The 17,273-nt window shown below is 44.7% G+C and carries 16 protein-coding genes and 1 pseudogene; 14 read left to right on the top strand and 3 right to left on the bottom strand.

Annotated features, from left to right (window positions below; translation table 11 throughout):
- The first annotated feature begins 34 nt into the window (after positions 1 to 34).
- The 7 genes from rmuC to tatC all read left to right on the top strand — a co-directional run bounded on the left by rmuC (position 35) and on the right by tatC (position 6,370).
- Positions 35 to 1,567 carry a DNA recombination protein RmuC gene (rmuC, locus tag DUN60_RS14755; protein ID WP_114634324.1) on the top strand — a complete coding sequence of 511 codons (1,533 nt, stop codon included), beginning with the start codon at positions 35 to 37 and terminating at the stop codon, positions 1,565 to 1,567.
- A 65-nt stretch (positions 1,568 to 1,632) separates the two neighbouring features.
- Positions 1,633 to 2,412: a bifunctional demethylmenaquinone methyltransferase/2-methoxy-6-polyprenyl-1,4-benzoquinol methylase UbiE gene (ubiE, locus tag DUN60_RS14760; RefSeq protein ID WP_026012235.1), complete on the top strand. Its 780-nt coding sequence runs from the start codon at positions 1,633 to 1,635 to the stop codon at positions 2,410 to 2,412.
- Between the two features lie 97 nt (positions 2,413 to 2,509).
- A complete protein-coding gene (locus DUN60_RS14765) occupies positions 2,510 to 3,115 on the top strand; it encodes a ubiquinone biosynthesis accessory factor UbiJ (RefSeq protein ID WP_102332587.1) in 606 nt (201 codons plus the stop codon).
- A complete protein-coding gene (gene ubiB, locus DUN60_RS14770; protein ID WP_114634171.1) occupies positions 3,112 to 4,746 on the top strand; it encodes a ubiquinone biosynthesis regulatory protein kinase UbiB in 1,635 nt (544 codons plus the stop codon). The genes DUN60_RS14765 and ubiB overlap by 4 nt, the downstream gene beginning before the upstream one ends.
- A gap of 54 nt (positions 4,747 to 4,800) precedes the next feature.
- Positions 4,801 to 5,055 carry a Sec-independent protein translocase subunit TatA gene (gene tatA / locus DUN60_RS14775; protein WP_004735565.1) on the top strand — a complete coding sequence of 85 codons (255 nt, stop codon included), beginning with the start codon at positions 4,801 to 4,803 and terminating at the stop codon, positions 5,053 to 5,055.
- 3 nt (positions 5,056 to 5,058) lie between these two features.
- Positions 5,059 to 5,466: a Sec-independent protein translocase protein TatB gene (gene tatB, locus DUN60_RS14780; protein ID WP_004735566.1), complete on the top strand. Its 408-nt coding sequence runs from the start codon at positions 5,059 to 5,061 to the stop codon at positions 5,464 to 5,466.
- Positions 5,467 to 5,614: 148 nt separating this feature from the next.
- Positions 5,615 to 6,370 (top strand): twin-arginine translocase subunit TatC, encoded by a 756-nt coding sequence (gene tatC, locus DUN60_RS14785; RefSeq protein WP_004735567.1) that lies wholly within the window; start codon positions 5,615 to 5,617, stop codon positions 6,368 to 6,370.
- 361 nt (positions 6,371 to 6,731) lie between these two features.
- On the opposite strand, the gene DUN60_RS14790 is transcribed toward tatC, so the two are convergent.
- Entirely contained in the window at positions 6,732 to 7,493 is a 762-nt protein-coding gene (locus DUN60_RS14790) for a TatD family hydrolase (RefSeq protein ID WP_065207368.1), read from the bottom strand.
- A 208-nt stretch (positions 7,494 to 7,701) separates the two neighbouring features.
- Here DUN60_RS14790 and hemB point away from each other — a divergent pair, with 208 nt between their 5' ends.
- From hemB to spfP, 4 genes are all read left to right on the top strand, one after another.
- Positions 7,702 to 8,745 carry a porphobilinogen synthase gene (gene hemB, locus DUN60_RS14795; protein WP_004735569.1) on the top strand — a complete coding sequence of 348 codons (1,044 nt, stop codon included), beginning with the start codon at positions 7,702 to 7,704 and terminating at the stop codon, positions 8,743 to 8,745.
- A 78-nt stretch (positions 8,746 to 8,823) separates the two neighbouring features.
- On the top strand, positions 8,824 to 9,258 hold the full coding sequence (locus tag DUN60_RS14800) for a GNAT family N-acetyltransferase (protein ID WP_114634172.1): 435 nt from the start codon (positions 8,824 to 8,826) through the stop codon (positions 9,256 to 9,258).
- Positions 9,259 to 9,936: 678 nt separating this feature from the next.
- Positions 9,937 to 12,750 carry a DNA polymerase I gene (gene polA, locus DUN60_RS14805; protein WP_065207366.1) on the top strand — a complete coding sequence of 938 codons (2,814 nt, stop codon included), beginning with the start codon at positions 9,937 to 9,939 and terminating at the stop codon, positions 12,748 to 12,750.
- Positions 12,751 to 12,943: 193 nt separating this feature from the next.
- Positions 12,944 to 12,991 (top strand): small protein SpfP, encoded by a 48-nt coding sequence (gene spfP / locus DUN60_RS25060; RefSeq protein ID WP_438356636.1) that lies wholly within the window; start codon positions 12,944 to 12,946, stop codon positions 12,989 to 12,991.
- Positions 12,992 to 13,257: 266 nt separating this feature from the next.
- Here the strand turns inward: spfP and DUN60_RS14810 are convergent.
- Both DUN60_RS14810 and yihA read right to left on the bottom strand, forming a co-directional pair.
- Positions 13,258 to 13,862, bottom strand: a pseudogene (locus DUN60_RS14810) (GTP-binding protein).
- A 230-nt stretch (positions 13,863 to 14,092) separates the two neighbouring features.
- Positions 14,093 to 14,752, bottom strand: a complete 660-nt coding sequence (gene yihA / locus DUN60_RS14815) for a ribosome biogenesis GTP-binding protein YihA/YsxC (RefSeq protein ID WP_054547998.1) — start codon at positions 14,750 to 14,752, stop codon at positions 14,093 to 14,095.
- 148 nt (positions 14,753 to 14,900) lie between these two features.
- Between yihA and DUN60_RS14820 the strand changes: the two genes are divergently transcribed.
- The 3 genes from DUN60_RS14820 to yihI all read left to right on the top strand — a co-directional run bounded on the left by DUN60_RS14820 (position 14,901) and on the right by yihI (position 17,271).
- Positions 14,901 to 15,518, top strand: a complete 618-nt coding sequence (locus DUN60_RS14820) for a c-type cytochrome (RefSeq protein WP_004735574.1) — start codon at positions 14,901 to 14,903, stop codon at positions 15,516 to 15,518.
- A 557-nt stretch (positions 15,519 to 16,075) separates the two neighbouring features.
- The gene (locus tag DUN60_RS14825) at positions 16,076 to 16,714 is read left to right on the top strand and encodes a class I SAM-dependent methyltransferase (protein ID WP_004735576.1); all 639 of its coding nucleotides are present in this window, start codon (positions 16,076 to 16,078) and stop codon (positions 16,712 to 16,714) included.
- Positions 16,714 to 17,271: a Der GTPase-activating protein YihI gene (gene yihI / locus DUN60_RS14830; protein WP_004735577.1), complete on the top strand. Its 558-nt coding sequence runs from the start codon at positions 16,714 to 16,716 to the stop codon at positions 17,269 to 17,271. Before DUN60_RS14825 ends, yihI begins: the two co-directional genes overlap by 1 nt.
- Positions 17,272 to 17,273 lie beyond the last annotated feature (2 nt).

The raw sequence follows: 17,273 nt of genomic DNA on the forward strand, positions 1-17,273 counted from the left end.
AATGAGTTACTTCCAATTAGGCTCAATCATTATCATGCAATGGATTATCGAACATCAAGCACCGCTTATTGCTGCAATTTCTGGCGCGCTCGTCAGTGGCGGTGTGGTGGGTTGGTGGATCAAACAGAAGTTCTCTTTTCAACAGCGACTTCTTGAACAGCAGCTAGAGTCCGACCGTTTGCTGCATGAGTCTCAACAATCCCAGCTCAAATCCTCGCTCGCAGAGGCACAACAAGAGCTCAATGAGTTGGATGATGACCGAGACAAAGCGGCATTCGAGCTCAAGCAGGCGCACGGCAAGGTGATGGCCGCAATGGAAAAGCTGCGCTATTTTGAAGCCGTGAAACAAGAGCGCCAGCAGTACGCCGATGATATCAATGTTCTTAAGGAGCATAAGTCTGAGTTAGAGGCTGAACTTCGAGAACAAGAAGCAAGACACGATCAAGAAAACCTCGCCAACAATGAAAAGCTGCAACTGCTAGAACAAGCAGAATATCGACTTAAGCAGCAGTTTGAACTGTTAGCGAATCAACTTTTTGAGAGCAAAACCGCTAAGGTCGATCAACAAAACAAGCAAAGCTTAGAGGGTTTGTTGTCGCCGCTGAAAGAGCAATTAGAGGGCTTCAAGAAGCAAGTAAATGACAGCTTTAGCCAAGAAGCCAAAGAGCGTCATACCTTGGTGCATGAGCTTAAAAACCTGCAGCGTCTTAATGAGAGCATGACTCGTGAAGCTGTGAATCTGACTCAAGCTCTAAAGGGTGATAACAAGCAGCAAGGTAATTGGGGAGAGGTGGTACTTGCGCGAGTGCTCGCTGAATCAGGGCTGCGAGAAGGCCATGAATACCAAACTCAAGTGAACCTGCAAAACGATGCAGGCAAGCGTTACCAACCGGATGTGATTGTGCATTTGCCACAAGACAAGCAAGTGGTGGTGGATTCAAAAATGGCCTTGGTGGCGTTTGAGCGTTACTTCAATGCTGAGACCGATCAACAACGCGACGCAGCACTGCGTGATCATTTGGCTTCATTGCGAGCGCATATTAAAGGCTTGAGCCAAAAGGATTATCATCAGCTTAAAGGCATTCAGAGCTTGGATTATGTGTTGATGTTTATTCCGGTAGAGCCTGCGTTTCAGGTGGCGATTCAAGCCGACCCTAGCTTGGTCAAAGATGCGATGGAGCAAAACATTATCTTGGTCAGTCCTACGACCCTGCTGGTGGCACTGCGCACCATTGATAACCTGTGGCGTAATGACAGACAGAACCAGAACGCGCAAGTTATCGCTGAACGCGCGAGCAAGCTTTACGACAAATTACGCCTGTTCGTTGATGATATGGAAGGTCTCGGCAGTTCATTAGATAGAGCCAACCAAAGCTACCAAGGAGCAATGAATAAGCTAGTGACTGGGCGTGGCAATGTGATTCGTCAGGCTGAAAGCTTCAAACACCTTGGTGTTGAAGTGAAAAAGTCGATCTCGATTGGGATAGCTGAAATGGCGCAAAATGAGGCTTTTTCAGAAAATGTCTCTTTAGTAGAAAGACAACCTACTGAGGATAAAGTAAACTAATCGGCCGCAGTGCCTCTAAATAGAGAGTGTGCTGTCGATGAGAACTTACCATGGTAGATAACAGCATTATGGACACAAGCGTGCAGACAAATTCAGCAGTAGAGTCAGAAACCACACACTTTGGTTTCGAAACAGTCGCAAAAGACGAAAAAGTCGCGAAAGTAGCAGAGGTATTTCACTCTGTAGCCGCTAAATACGACATCATGAATGATCTAATGTCGGGTGGTGTTCACCGCTTGTGGAAGCGATTCACGATTGATTGCAGTGGCGTTCGCCCGGGTCAACGTATCCTAGATCTTGGTGGTGGTACTGGCGACCTGACTGCGAAATTCTCGCGTATCGTGGGTGAAAAAGGCCACGTGGTTCTTGCTGATATCAACAACTCAATGCTGAATGTTGGCCGCGATAAACTGCGTGATAGCGGTATTGTTGGCAACGTACATTACGTTCAAGCCAATGCTGAAGAGCTGCCTTTCCCAGATAACTACTTCGATTGCATTACCATCAGCTTCTGTCTGCGTAATGTTACCGACAAAGACCAAGCGCTGCGTTCAATGTACCGTGTGCTGAAGCCGGGCGGTCGTCTGTTGGTTCTTGAGTTTTCTAAGCCAGTACTTGAGCCTCTTTCAAAGGTTTACGATGCCTACTCTTTCCACCTGTTGCCAAAAATGGGTGAGCTGATTGCCAACGACGCAGACAGCTATCGTTACCTAGCAGAATCTATCCGCATGCACCCGAACCAAGAAACCTTGGAAGGCATGATGCAAGAAGCGGGTTTTGAAAATACGAAATACTTCAACCTAACGGGCGGCATTGTTGCGCTGCACCGTGGTTACAAGTTCTAGTCGAACTTGGTAGCAGGCTCGTAGGGCGTGCTAAAAATAAGAATAAAGACAGAACGGATAGGTTAAGGCTTATCCGTTTTCAAAGGTAAGGACAGTCATGCCATTTGATCCATTGGTAACCGCGGTTATTGAAACCTCTTTAAATACTTTCGTGAACGATGATCCAGCCTTGGTTCGTCGTTTGTCTCGTTTAAAGGGGCAGATCATTCAAGTTAATTTGAAAGAGTTGAATAAAACACTCACTTTCGTTTTCAGCCAACAGATCGATGTGTTGTCGGAATACGAAGGGCAGCCTGATTGCTACCTATCTTTGAACCTATCGGTACTGCCTGAACTGCGTGAGCAATCGAACATCACCAAGCTGATCAAGCAAGATAAGCTGATCTTAGAGGGTGATATTCAACTGGCTCAGAAATTTGCTCAGCTGATGACAGACTGCAAGCCGGACTTAGAAGAGTGGCTATCGCGCGTAACGGGCGATGTGGTTGCGCATACCGTGGTACAAGGCGTTAAAAACGTCGGTGGTTTTGTGGCGAAGCAAGCAACTAAGCATCAAAACCATGTTGCTCAGATTCTGACAGAAGAGTGGAAGATTGCACCGGCTCCGTTAGAAGTAGTGCATTTTTGCGATCAGGTTGATGACGTAAAAAGCTCGGTAGCTCGCCTTGAAGCTAAGTTGAACGCTCTGTTGGAGAAAGCATGACCCCAACAGAACTGAAACGTCTTTATCATATTATCAAGGTACAGTTAGAGTACGGCCTTGATGAATTGATGCCTGAGCACCATTTGACTAAAGCCCCATTGTTAGCGAGAAAGTCTCTGTTTTGGCTCAAGAACAAGCATCAAGATAAAGAATTGGGTCAGCGCTTGCGTCTCGCTTTGCAAGAGTTAGGGCCTGTGTGGATCAAGTTTGGTCAAATGATGTCAACGCGTCGTGACCTATTTCCTCCTCATATCGCTGATCAATTGGCTTTATTGCAAGACCAAGTGGCGCCATTTGATGGTCAACTGGCCAAGCAAGACATGGAAAAGGCACTGGGTGGCAGTCTAGATAACTGGTTTACCGACTTTGATATCGAGCCATTGGCTTCTGCTTCTATTGCTCAGGTGCATACTGCAAAGCTAAAAGAGAGCGGCCGCGAGATTGTTCTGAAGGTAATTCGACCTGATATTCGCCCGGTGATTGATGCAGATCTAAAACTGATGCACCGAATGGCGCGTATAGTCGCTAAGTCTCTTCCTGAAGCACGTCGTTTGAAACCTGTTGAAGTCGTTCATGAGTACGAAAAAACGCTAATCGATGAACTGGACCTGCGCCGTGAGGCGGCAAATGCCATTCAGCTACGACGTAATTTTGAAGGCAGCGAAGAGCTGTATGTGCCAGAGGTTATCCCTGATTTAAGCAGTGAAACCTTGATGGTGTCAGAGCGAATCTATGGTATTCAAGTTTCAGATATTGAAACCTTGAACGCCAACGGCACCAACATGAAATTGCTGGCTGAACGTGGTGTGACGGTATTCTTCACCCAGGTGTTCCGCGACAGCTTTTTCCATGCAGACATGCACCCAGGCAACGTATTCGTTAACCCAGAAAATCCAGATAACCCGCAGTGGATTGGTTTGGATTGTGGCATTGTCGGCACGCTTAACAGCGAAGATAAGCGTTATTTAGCCGAAAACCTGCTAGCTTTCTTTAATCGAGATTACCGAAAAGTCGCAGAGCTTCACGTGGATTCTGGTTGGGTTCCACACGATACCAACGTCAACGATTTCGAATTCGCGATTCGGATGGTGTGTGAGCCGATTTTTGCAAAACCGCTTGGCGAGATCTCATTTGGCCATGTGTTGCTAAACTTATTTAATACAGCAAGACGTTTCAACATGGAGGTTCAACCTCAGTTGGTGCTTCTACAGAAGACCTTGTTGTATGTCGAAGGCCTAGGCCGTCAGCTGTATCCGCAACTTGATTTGTGGGCAACGGCGAAGCCTTTCCTTGAAACCTGGATGATGAATCAGGTGGGGCCGCAAGCTGTGATTAACGCAGTAAAAGAGCGTGCGCCATTCTGGGCAGAGAAACTGCCAGAGCTGCCAGAGTTACTTTATGACAGCTTGCGCCAAGGTAAAGCGATGAACCACAGAATGGATCAGCTTTATCAAGGCTATAGAGAGAGTAAGCGTCAGCAAGCAACTGGAAAGTTTTTGTTTGGCGTTGGAGCAACTTTAGTCGTATGCTCCGCAATATTAGTTTCAAGCCCTTATGAGCAGCTATCTATGGGCTGTGGCATCGCAGGTGTCACATTTTGGCTGCTAAGTTGGCGAGCTTACCGTCGTTAGACAGTAGACTCCCTTAATATTTTTTATGTGTAGACAGACCCGAGGACAATGACAATGGGTGGTATCAGTATTTGGCAACTTCTAATCATTGCTGTGATTGTAATTTTACTTTTCGGAACGAAGAAACTGCGCGGCATGGGCGGTGACTTAGGTTCAGCGGTGAAAGGCTTCAAAAAAGCAATGAGCGATGAAGACAAGCCTGCAGATAAGAAAGACGCAGACTTTGAACCAAAGAACATTGAACAGCAGAAGAAAGAAGCTAGCGCTGAAACGACTGCTGAAACAAAGAAAGACAAAGAGCAGGCGTAAATCGTGTTTGATATCGGTTTTTGGGAACTGGTATTAATATCTGTCGTTGGGTTAGTCGTTTTAGGACCTGAGCGTTTGCCTGTGGCGATTCGCAGTATTTCCAAGTTTGTTGGACAAGCGAAAAGCATGGCAAATAGTGTGAAAGATGAACTTTCTCATGAGCTTAAGGTGCAAGAGCTGCAAGAAAACCTACGCAAGGCGGAAAAAATGGGTATGGAAGATTTATCTCCAGACCTAAAAGCATCAGTTGATGAACTTAAGCAGGCCGCTGCTCAAGTTCAACGCCCGTATGCTAAGCCTGAGTCTGATAAGCCGAGTGAGACTGAACCTAGTGTCACGGAAACTGTGGAATCTGAAACCATTCAGGTTAACAGTGAAGCTTCAGCACCGTCAGATAAGAAAGCCGAATAGTCTCGCAAGGAGGAGTCGCCAGATACTTGAGTCGCTAGATGTTTAAGTCGATAGCTATTTAAGTAGATATCTATTCAAGTGGATACCAATTCAACTGGATAGATAGGTGCGCGGCTCCTTTTCGATCTTCCTGTTTAAGAGGTTTGACATGTCTTCGACTGAGCAGACACAGCCTTTAATTAGCCATCTTCTAGAACTGCGTAATCGCCTATTGCGCGCGATTGTTGCGGTTCTGGTGGTGTTTGTTGGGCTAATTTATTTCGCTAATGATATTTATGAGTTCGTCTCTGCACCTTTGGTAGATCGCTTACCTGAAGGCGCGACGATGATCGCAACAGATGTAGCGTCACCATTTTTCACACCCTTAAAACTGACCTTGATCGCGTCTATATTCCTCGCGGTTCCGTTTATTTTGTATCAGGTGTGGGCTTTTGTCGCTCCGGGCTTATACAAGCATGAGAAGCGCTTGATCATGCCGTTATTGGCTTCAAGCTCATTGCTGTTTTACTGTGGTGTGGCGTTCGCTTACTTCATTGTATTCCCGTTGGTATTTGGCTTTTTTACCGCTATATCATTAGGGGGAGTAGAGTTCGCAACCGACATATCGAGTTATCTTGATTTTGTACTCGCGCTGTTCTTTGCCTTTGGTATCGCTTTTGAAGTGCCAGTCGCCATTATCTTGCTATGTTGGACGGGTGCAACGACACCTAAAGAACTGGCAGAGAAGCGTCCTTACATTGTTGTCGGTGCGTTTATTGTCGGCATGATGCTAACGCCGCCTGATATGATTTCGCAGACACTGTTGGCGATTCCAATGTGTATTCTGTTTGAGATTGGCCTGTTCTTCGCGCGTTTCTATGTGCGTAAACCAGATGCGGATGAAGAGGAAGAAGCGGAGTCTTAATTCGCAGATGCCATGTTTGCAGATGCTATGTTCGCAGATGCTAAAGCAGTAGTCATCACGGATGAGCATGATCGTTAGAGTTCTTCAGTAAAAATCACATAATAAAAAAGCGGCCCTAGGCCGCTTTTTTATTATGTCTGTTTATCGAATCTTTAACTGATAACCACAGTTTTGGCATATATAGAGCTCTTTGATGCCCCAAATTTTATGCCATAGAGTTCGATGTTGACGTTGTAAGTGTTGTGAATGGTCACACATAATCAACTACCTCCATATGCAGGCGGTTGATAGTATACATATCACCTTGTTTTCTCAAATAAATTGAGGGTAAATCCGTAATATTTACTTATTAATAGATTCATCATAGATTGAATAATGATTTAGCATTGATGGTGGTTATGTTTTCGACTTCTTCAAGGGTAATTCCGCGTAATTCAGCGACGCGTTTTGCCACCAGTTCGGTGTACGCGGGCTCGTTGCGTTTACCGCGATTCGGTGTTGGTGCCAAGTATGGGCAATCTGTCTCTAGGATGACGTAATTCATATCAAGATGTGGGATTACCTTATCCATCCCCGAGTTCTTAAAGGTCGATACGCCGCCTAAACCTAAATGAAAGCCTAGCTCGTTGATCGCTTGAGCTTCCTCTAAGCTACTGCCAAAACAGTGGAATACGCCGCGTAAGCTGCCATCTTGCTCTTTACGAAGTAGAGCAAGTGTCTCTTCAATGGAATCACGAGTGTGGATCACCACAGGTAGATCGAGCTCTTTTGCCCACTGCAGCTGAGTCACAAACGCCATCTCTTGTTCTGCTTTAAAGGTTTTATCCCAGTACAGGTCGATACCTATCTCACCCACGGCGATAAAGTCATGCTTATCGAACCAAGCTCGAATGGTTTTCAGGGTCTGTTCGATATTTGCATCCACATAACAAGGATGTAAGCCCATCATTGAACGACATACCTCCGGAAACTGAGCTTCCGTCGCGAGCATTGGCTCGATAGATTCTAAATCGATGTTAGGCAGTAGAATCGTATCAATGCCTTGAGCAAGCGCGCGTTGCACGACTTGTTCGCGGTCTTCATCGAATTCGCTCGCGTAAATATGGGCGTGGGTGTCGATCATTATTGTGTCCTGAAAGCAGTCTTTTCTGAGTTGTCATGAGTATACGGCAGTGTGAGGAGAAGGTCATTTTTTGCCATTTATCCCTGTTTTTGAGTGGGTTTTATATTTTACTGTTAGCGTCCTGAGCCATCAGTGATATGCTTTTGCCTGTATTTTGCACTTTTCATATCTAAGCATTTCGGTGCTTAGACTAGGCAAGGAGAATCTAGTGTCTGTTTCAATTCAAGGTCAATTCCCAGGTCGTCGTATGCGCCGTATGCGTAAGCACGACTTTAGCCGTCGCCTAATGGCAGAAAATCAATTGTCTGTGGATGATCTCATCTACCCAATGTTTATTCTTATGGGTAAAGAGCGTCGTGAACCTGTCGAGTCAATGCCAGGTGTTGAACGCCTGTCTATCGATCTTATGCTTGAGGAAGCGGATTACCTGTCAAAATTGGGTGTTCCTGCAATTGCTCTGTTTCCGGTAGTGAACCAAGATGCTAAAAGTTTATGCGCGGCTGAAGCTCATAACTCTGAAGGTTTGGTACAACGAGCAGTACGCTTACTCAAAGAGCACGTGCCAAATATGGGTGTGATTACTGACGTAGCACTGGATCCGTTCACTACTCACGGTCAAGACGGCATCATCGATGAAGATGGTTACGTGATGAATGACGAGACGACGGAAGTCTTAATCAAGCAGGCTCTGTCTCATGCTGAAGCGGGTGCAGATGTGGTTGCACCGTCGGATATGATGGATGGCCGTATTGGTAAAATCCGTGAAGCGTTAGAAGAAGCTGGCTACATTCATACCCAAATCATGGCGTACTCTGCAAAATATGCATCGTGCTACTACGGCCCATTCCGTGATGCAGTTGGCAGTGCTTCGAACCTGAAAGGCGGTAACAAGAAGAACTACCAGATGGATCCAGCCAACAGCGATGAAGCGATTCATGAAGTCGCGATGGATCTTAATGAAGGTGCGGATATGGTGATGGTGAAACCAGGCATGCCTTACCTAGACATCGTGCGCCGTGTTAAGCATGAATTGCAAGCTCCAACGTTTGCTTACCAAGTATCTGGTGAGTACGCGATGCACAAAGCGGCGATTCAAAACGGCTGGCTGAAAGAGCGTGAAACCGTCATGGAATCACTGTTGTGCTTTAAGCGTGCTGGCGCTGATGGCATCCTGACGTACTTCGCTAAAGATGTTGCAGAGTGGCTTGCTGAAGATAACGCACAAGCTGCTGAGCACCTGCAAGGTAAGTAAGTACGATCAAGCAAACTATATGATCACTAAAGGGTTGGCCGTTGTGCCAGCCCTTTTGTTTTATGAGGATGAAACAAGATGTCTGTCATTGTGCGCGAAGGCTCATTAGAAGAGGTTGTTTCTGTTGTTGAACAGATTACCGAGTTTGCCCAAAAAGAGAGTGTAGCGTCTTTATCGGAGCGATTAGCGGGTAAAACAAGCTTGATCCTCGTTGCTGAAGAGACGGGTGTGTTACTGGGTTTTAAGATCGGTTATGAATTGGATGAAAACACGTTTTACAGCTGGTTTGGGGGCGTGTTACCGATCGCAAGGAATAAAGGTGTTGCACAGGCGCAATTAGATACTCAAGAACAGTGGGTGAAGCAACAGGGCTACCAACAGCTAAAAGTGAAATCTCGTAACCAGTTTCCTGCGATGCTGCGTCTGTTATTGAGAAACGGTTACCTAATCGAAAAATTAGAAGAAAAAGAAGACATTAATGCCCATAGAATTCATTTTTTGAAGCAAATTTGAGCACTGTGGTGAACGGTTTATAAATTAAATGAGATTTATTATCATTTAAGTGTTGACTATTAAATGAGAATCATTATTATTAACTTCGTCTTAGGGAATGAGGAAATGTTCACAAGGATGTTAAGTACTCAAGTATCTACTTGGTTACCCAACAGAATTCTCGCGAACTTGTACTAAGTTCTTTTTGACACGACATTGCTCACATTGCTTCCAGTGTAATTTATAGCTTTTAGGTAAAGCTGTGGTATTCAATTTGAATGGCTTTACCGGTTTTTGCTAGGCGACATCTTCGGGTGTCGCTTTTTTTATACCTCCATTTCAACAAGATGCATATTTAGTGGCACGTTTTTTTATGAATAAAACGCCATCAGCATTCTTTTCCACAATGCAAGATCGAGAAAAGATCGTTGATCATATGTTCGATCTGTAATTTTATCGTTTATTTTCAGTGGTTTATTTGCGTTTTTTTGGTGGTTTACCTTAGTTCTCAACAGGGTGGGTAAATAATATAAACAGAGTTATCCACAGAACGCTTGTGTCTAAGAACAAAAAATAACAACAAATCGATTATTACGAACACAACCGAGTGAACGGATACAGATCGACAACGTAGAATCCAACCAACAGACGTGGCATTCTTAACAGATAATTTCTGTACTTACTGGATTCACAAACATTATGGCTCGTATTCCTGATAATCCATTGATTCTGATCGATGGCTCTTCTTACCTATATCGCGCGTTCCATGCTTACCCTGGCACCATGAGCAATGGTGATATCCCAACGAATGCTGTTTATGGTGTGGTTAACATGCTACGCAGCATGATGCGTCAATTTGCTTCTGATCGTATTGCGGTTATTTTTGATGCGAAAGGGAAAACGTTCCGTGATGATATGTACCCAGAGTACAAAGCAAACCGCCCACCGATGCCTGACGATCTTCGTTGCCAGATAGAACCATTGCACAACGTGATTCGTGCGATGGGTTTGCCACTTATCTCTATTCCTGGCGTTGAAGCAGATGACGTGATTGGTACGTTGGCTTCTCAAGCTTCTGCGATGGGTATGCCTGTGCTTATCAGTACCGGTGATAAAGATATGGCGCAGTTGGTCGATGACAACGTTACCCTAATCAACACCATGACCAACGTGGTAATGGATCGTGAAGGTGTTATTGAGAAGTTTGGTATTCCGCCTGAGCTTATTATCGATTATCTCGCGTTGATGGGCGATAAAGTGGATAACATTCCGGGCATTCCAGGTGTTGGCGATAAGACTGCGACGGCATTGCTGCAAGGTATCGGTAGTATCGAAAAGTTGTATCAAAATCTTGATGATATTGCGGCGCTTGGTTTCCGTGGTTCGAAAACCATGGCTAAGAAGCTGGCTGATAATAAAGACAATGCTGATATGTCTTACCAGCTTGCGACAATTAAGTTAGATGTTGAACTTGAAGAGACACCAGAGTCACTCGTCAAAGCACAGCCAAATATCGACGAGCTGATCAAACTATACGGCCAACTGGTTTTCAAATCTTGGTTGAACGAGCTGCTTGAAGGTGGCAGTGGTGTGGTTGAGGCGGATGAAAGATCTGCAGCAACGGGAGCTGGTTCAGTACGCAGCAGCGCTTCTGCAACAACGTCTACTGTAGAGATGAATACGTCTGCCGTGACGATTGATCGCAGTAACTACGAAACGATTCTAGATGAAGCGTCATTCAATGTTTGGCTAGAAAAGCTTAAAGCCGCTGAATTGTTTGCTTTCGACACTGAAACAGACAGCTTAGATTACATGGTTGCGAACCTCGTTGGCTTGTCATTCGCAACCGAAGAAGGCGTTGCCGCTTACGTACCTGTTGCCCATGACTACTTAGACGCACCGCAGCAGCTGGATCGTGATTGGGTACTTGAACAGCTTAAGCCGATTCTTGAAGATGATGCTCAAGCAAAAGTGGGTCAAAACCTAAAGTACGATATGAGTGTGCTAGCGCGCTACGGTATCGAGATGAAAGGCATCAAACACGACACTATGCTGGCGTCTTACGTTTTCAATAGCGTAGGTGGCAAGCACGATATGGACAGCCTAGCGCTACGCTTCCTACAGCATAGCTGCATCTCATTTGAGCAAATCGCAGGTAAAGGTAAGAAACAACTTACTTTCAACCAGATTGAGCTGGGTGAAGCGTCTCCATACGCTGCAGAAGATGCTGACGTGACACTACGTCTGCATAACCGCCTGATGGAAAACATCGAGCAAGATGAAAAGCTTAAAACCATCTATGAAGAAATCGAAGTACCACTGATTCCTGTGATGTCTCGCATTGAGCGTACTGGCGTATTCATCGATGACATGCTCTTAGGGGCTCAATCACAAGAGATTGCGGTTCGTCTGGATGAGTTAGAGCAGAAAGCTTACGAGATTGCAGAGCAAGAGTTCAACATGAACTCGCCAAAACAGCTGCAAGCGATCCTGTTTGAAAAAATGGGTCTACCGGTTATCAAGAAAACGCCATCAGGTGCGCCTTCAACTAACGAAGAAGTGTTGCAAGAGCTGGCCCTTGATTACCCGTTGCCTAAGCTGATCATTGAGTATCGTGGCCTTGCGAAACTGAAGTCTACTTACACAGATAAACTGCCGAAGATGATCAACGCTGAAACGGGTCGCGTTCATACTTCTTACCACCAAGCGGTAACGGCAACCGGTCGTTTGTCTTCGACTGATCCAAACCTACAAAATATCCCAATTCGTAATGAAGAAGGTCGTCGTATTCGCCAAGCATTCGTTGCACAACATGGTTGGAAGATCCTAGCGGTCGATTACTCTCAAATTGAATTGCGTATCATGGCGCACCTATCGGCTGATAAAGCGCTGTTGGAAGCGTTCCAACAAGGCAAAGATATTCACGCGGCAACGGCTGCTGAGATTATCGGCGTGGCTATTGATCAAGTTACCACTGAACAGCGTCGTCGTGCTAAAGCCGTTAACTTCGGCCTTATTTACGGCATGAGTGCCTTTGGCTTGGCTAAGCAACTGGGTATTCCTCGTGGTGAAGCACAGCACTACATGGACACTTACTTTGAACGCTACCCTGGTGTAATGCAGTATATGGAAGACACGCGCAGCGCTGCTTCAGAGCAAGGCTTCGTTGAAACCATTTACGGTCGTCGTTTGCACCTGCCTGAAATCCAATCTCGTAATGGCATGCGTCGTAAAGCAGCTGAACGTGCGGCGATCAATGCACCGATGCAAGGTACGGCAGCAGACATCATTAAGAAAGCGATGCTGTTAGTGGATGAATGGATTCAAGCGGAAGGCGATGGTCGTGTGAAGCTATTGATGCAAGTACACGATGAATTGGTATTTGAAGTTCAAGAGTCAGCTTTAGCCGAAATTGAAAGTAAAGTACAAGAATTGATGGAGTCAGCCGCTGATCTAGAAGTACCGTTAGTCGCGGAAGCAGGCCACGGTGACAACTGGGATCAAGCCCACTAATCAGTTTTTGACCTTATTGAGTGAATTAGTATGAGCCAGTGCACAAACACTGGCTTTTTTTTGTCTCGAATAAAGTTGAACCGTAAGAAGAATTTAGGTGTTTTAATAAAACATTCATGAAAAAAAACTACAAAAATTGTTTTCATTTCTGAGCAATTGTTGTACATTAAATCTTGTAGGGTACAGAGGTAAGATGTTCTATCTTTCAGACCTTTTGTTTCACGTTATTGGATTAGGCTGATTCAGCCGCCCCAGTCAGTATTTGACTGGGGCGTTTTTTCTTGTGCGAAAGAAAAATATTTCTAACCTACTATTGCTCCCGTAAACCTGCCCTTTTTAGTGTCTTTTCTTACGCTTTCTCAAGCACAGTGATAAACACCTGATTTTCCTTAGATCTGGAATTCGATCAGCATTTGGTAATTTAAATCCGTCTCCAATTTGATTGTTTTATCATTTAAAATAACTTTTATTTTACAAGTTACTCATAATATATTGATCAATTACGTCTTACTTATCAGTATATTGAGTGGGTGAATGCTCATGTAATCCATGATTTCTTGTTGTTTCTCAGTACTGTATTTCAGCGCTTCGGCGGTGATTTGGATGGATTGCGCCATAGAAGAGATATTGTGGGTCGCTTTCACCAAGGTTTGCTGCATGGGTTTTAGGATGAGTAGATAGATAGCAGTCAAAGCGATAACAATGACAGCGATAACGGCTGCTAACGCAATGATGATCTTGGTCTGAATATCATCCAATAGCATTTGACTGGTCTTTTTAAAGGCGAGTCGAGATTGGTCTAAGGCTTGTGGGAGTTGATTGAGTGATGTCTTGGTAGAGCTCGCAAGCTTGTTGATGCTTTCAACGGTTTGATTCAGGGCTTTTTGTTGGTCTTCACTAAGGTTGGGGTTGTTGACGATAGCTTGCAACGATTGTGATATTACCTCGAGAGATTCACTTGCCTCCTGAGCGTACTTCTCCATGCCGTCGAGATCTAAGGTCATATCAACATTGACCAGAGCGGCCTCGGTCTTGGGCTGTTCCGATTCAGATGTTACACCGGAAAATGAGATCAATATAAGCGCGATGGTCGCCAAGGGTTTTTTCCACATGAGCATTCCTTTCTCATTGTTCTGTTTATTTAGATGTGTCTTTTAGTATGGTTCACTTCTCTCGTTTCTAACTGATTAATCTTGTCTTTAATTCTCAAGATTTAGGTTTAACTCACTAATTTGTGGGCAAAAAAATACCCCACCTATATAAGGCGGGGTATTGATAAGACTAAATCACTTGCTGTAAGTGCTTTAACCTCTAATTATAGACAAAGCTATAGATAGAAGAACTACTCTGCGTCGTTGTGCTCTTCGTCAGCCAGTTCATCAAGAATCTGGTCAGCAAAAGCTGGGGCAAACCACTCATCCATCTTGGCTCGCAGTTGATCAACGCCGATGCCCTTCATTGAAGAGAAGACATCAACCGCTACATCACCACCGAAAGATTTCGCATCATTACGGATTTTCAGTAGTTGCGCTTTACGAGCGCCACTTTTCAGTTTGTCTGCTTTTGTTAACAAAACTTGTACTGGGATGCGGCTATCGATAGCCCAGTAGATCATTTGTTGGTCAAGGTCTTTCATTGGGTGACGGATATCCATCAATACCACTAAACCTTTCAAGCTTTCGCGTCGCTGTAGGTATTCACCTAGCGATTTCTGCCATTTTTTCTTCAGCTCAAGAGGGACTTGAGCAAAGCCATATCCAGGTAAATCGACGATATGACAACCGTCCGTTACCTTAAATAGGTTAATTAGCTGAGTTCGACCGGGTGTTTTACTGGTTTTCGCCAAGCCTTTTTGGTTTGTAACGCGATTTAGCGCGCTAGATTTACCAGCATTGGAGCGTCCTGCAAACGCAATTTCGATCCCTTCGTCTTCTGGTAAATGACGAATATCAGGTGCACTGGTAATGAAATGCGTGTTTTGATAATGAATTTTTACGCTCACTGTTAACTCCATCTCGACTTTGTGTAGTCGATTGATTACTTTTTTGTGAATTTGTGTAAAATAACCGTGCTCGGCATAAGGTCGCCTATTGTACCATGAGTGGCAACATAGAGTGGTACTGGAAGCTTGATAATTATAATGGAATGTCATGAAGAAATTAGCGCTAATTTTGAGTCTTTTAGCCAGCTGCTCAGTATGGGCTCAAGGTAGTATTGAAGCTGGTAAAGCCAAATCACAAACATGTGTTGCCTGCCACGGTGCTGACGGCAACAGTCTGATCACGCAGTACCCTAAACTGGCTGGTCAACATGAGAAGTACCTAGAGAAGCAGTTAAAAGAGCTTAAGCTCGGTATGACCAGTGGTGGTAAGCAAGGTCGTAATGAACCTGTAATGGGTGCAATGGCGATGTCTTTATCTGAAGAAGATATGGCTGACCTAGCGGCGTACTACGCATCGCTACCTATCTCTAGTAACTCTACTCCTGAGAATGTAGTAGATGAAGGTAAGGTTCTTTACACCGCGGGTAACGCAGAACGCGGCGTAACGGCGTGTATTGCTTGTCACGGTCCACGTGGTAACGGTACCGAACTTTCTGGTTTCCCTAAGATTTCAGGCCAGCACGCAGATTACATCAAGGCTCAACTTGAGAAATTCCGCGATGGTAGCCGTAATAACGACATGAATGCGATGATGCGTGATGTAGCTAAAAAGTTAACAGACGCAGATATTGATACCTTATCGAAGTACGTTGGTGGTTTACACTAATATGTCGGTTTCTTGCTCTTAGCCAGAGTAAAGAAATGTACGTTCGAGCGAGATTGAAGAGACGCCCCGATCAGTAATGGTCGGGGTGTTTTCTTTTGTATTGGTTTTATTAATATGTTTTGCGCTGATGTCTGATTTATCAATGTGTGATCGATTTGTGTACAAAAGTGTGAGCTTGAACTCTTGTAGTCTTTTTGTAACCGGGTAAAGTAACGGCCATCAGCTAGGAGCTGACTTAGATACGGATGGTCATCTAGTCTAACGGTATAGACAGAAATGGATCAGGCTAGGACAGCCCAGCAACAAGGTGTTAGAAAAGGATAGCCAAAACTCATCAGGACGATGAACAACAAACAAATTTGGCATGGAAAGCACCAATAACAAATGGAGATTTGTGTACCAAGTTGAGTATGCAAATTTTGGCCGATATAGGCAGATTTAGAGAGCGATAGGTTTTCCTATCGCTTTTTTTATTGATTTGATGAAAAAACACCCAATACCTCTCCACTATAAACTCAGTTTCTGGTATGTTTCGCATCCCTGTTTAAGGATGTGCTATGTATACTTGTCCCTTATGCCATCACCAAGGCGTGAATCACTATTTTGAAGACAAACGCAGAGCCTATCTGCAATGTCAGCAATGTGAACTGGTATTTGTTAAACCTGAACAAAGGTTAGAAGCAAAAGAAGAGAAAGCACACTATGATCTCCATGAGAACGATCCTAGTGATGCAGGCTATCGCCGTTTTCTATCTCGCATCGCGGATCCACTAACAGACAAAATTTCATCTAACTCACACGGGTTGGATTTTGGTTGTGGCCCAGGCCCTACGCTATCTATTATGTTAGAAGAAGCCGGACACACCATGGAGTTGTACGATATCTATTACCACCCAGAAGCTTCTGTGTTGGAAAAAACGTATGACTTTATGACTGCCACTGAGGTGATAGAGCATCTTTATCACCCAGACAAAGTGTGGCAGCAATGGTTGAATTTAGTTAAACCCAAGGGCTGGATTGGTCTTATGACTAAACTAGTAATAGACGTAGACGCGTTTGCTGGTTGGCACTACAAGAATGACCCGACACATGTCGTCTTCTTTAGTCGTCAAACATTCCAGTTTTTGGCAGAGCGGGATAAGCTCGAACTAGAATTTTTTGGAAATGATGTAATTTTACTGAGGAAAGTGCAGTAATGGGTCGTAGTAAGAAATCAAGAAAACCGGGAGCACTTGGCGCTCCGGAACCTATGGTTACTCGTAACCGTAGTGAATCTGATGTTGAAGGTCGTGAACGTAAGCGTGTTAAAAAGCGTAAAGGCCTTAAGTCAGGCAGCCGTCACTCAGATGGTAGCGAAGCAAAACAGCGTAAAGCTGCACTAGCTCGCGACCCTCGTTTAGGCAGCAAGAAAAAAATCCCGCTGATTGTTGAACCAGCGAAGAAGTCGACCAAACAAGAGCGCAAGCTATCTAACGAACAAGAGTTAGAGATGCTTGAGAATGATGCTCAACTGAACACATTGCTAGATCGTATCGAAAATGGTGAAAACCTAGGTGCTGGTCTGCAGAAGTTTGTTGATGAGAAGCTTGATCGTATCGAACACCTAATGGGCCGCTTAGGTCTGCTAGAGCCAGAAGACGATGAAGAAGAGATCTTCGAAGAAGCACCGGTTGCATCTAAGAAGAAAGCAAGCTCTGACGAAGACTTGCTATCTCAATTCGAAGATTTCGACTTAGACAGCTTTAAAGGTTAATA

Origin of the sequence: Vibrio splendidus (assembly GCF_003345295.1) — a bacterium.
GTDB classification, from domain to species: Bacteria; Pseudomonadota; Gammaproteobacteria; order Enterobacterales; family Vibrionaceae; genus Vibrio; species Vibrio splendidus_K.

Bases quoted from the DNA above. Each gene is read 5' to 3' on its own strand.
- rmuC (WP_114634324.1), top strand. From the start codon at position 35: ATGCAATGGATTATCGAACATCAAGCACCGCTTATTGCTGCAATTTCT.
- DUN60_RS14790 (WP_065207368.1), bottom strand. From the start codon at position 7,493: ATGATCGACACCCACGCCCATATTTACGCGAGCGAATTCGATGAAGAC.
- yihI (WP_004735577.1), top strand. From the start codon at position 16,714: ATGGGTCGTAGTAAGAAATCAAGAAAACCGGGAGCACTTGGCGCTCCG.
- tatC (WP_004735567.1), top strand. From the start codon at position 5,615: ATGTCTTCGACTGAGCAGACACAGCCTTTAATTAGCCATCTTCTAGAA.
- DUN60_RS14825 (WP_004735576.1), top strand. From the start codon at position 16,076: ATGTATACTTGTCCCTTATGCCATCACCAAGGCGTGAATCACTATTTT.
- DUN60_RS14800 (WP_114634172.1), top strand. From the start codon at position 8,824: ATGTCTGTCATTGTGCGCGAAGGCTCATTAGAAGAGGTTGTTTCTGTT.
- tatA (WP_004735565.1), top strand. From the start codon at position 4,801: ATGGGTGGTATCAGTATTTGGCAACTTCTAATCATTGCTGTGATTGTA.
- DUN60_RS14820 (WP_004735574.1), top strand. From the start codon at position 14,901: ATGAAGAAATTAGCGCTAATTTTGAGTCTTTTAGCCAGCTGCTCAGTA.
- ubiB (WP_114634171.1), top strand. From the start codon at position 3,112: ATGACCCCAACAGAACTGAAACGTCTTTATCATATTATCAAGGTACAG.
- polA (WP_065207366.1), top strand. From the start codon at position 9,937: ATGGCTCGTATTCCTGATAATCCATTGATTCTGATCGATGGCTCTTCT.
- DUN60_RS14765 (WP_102332587.1), top strand. From the start codon at position 2,510: ATGCCATTTGATCCATTGGTAACCGCGGTTATTGAAACCTCTTTAAAT.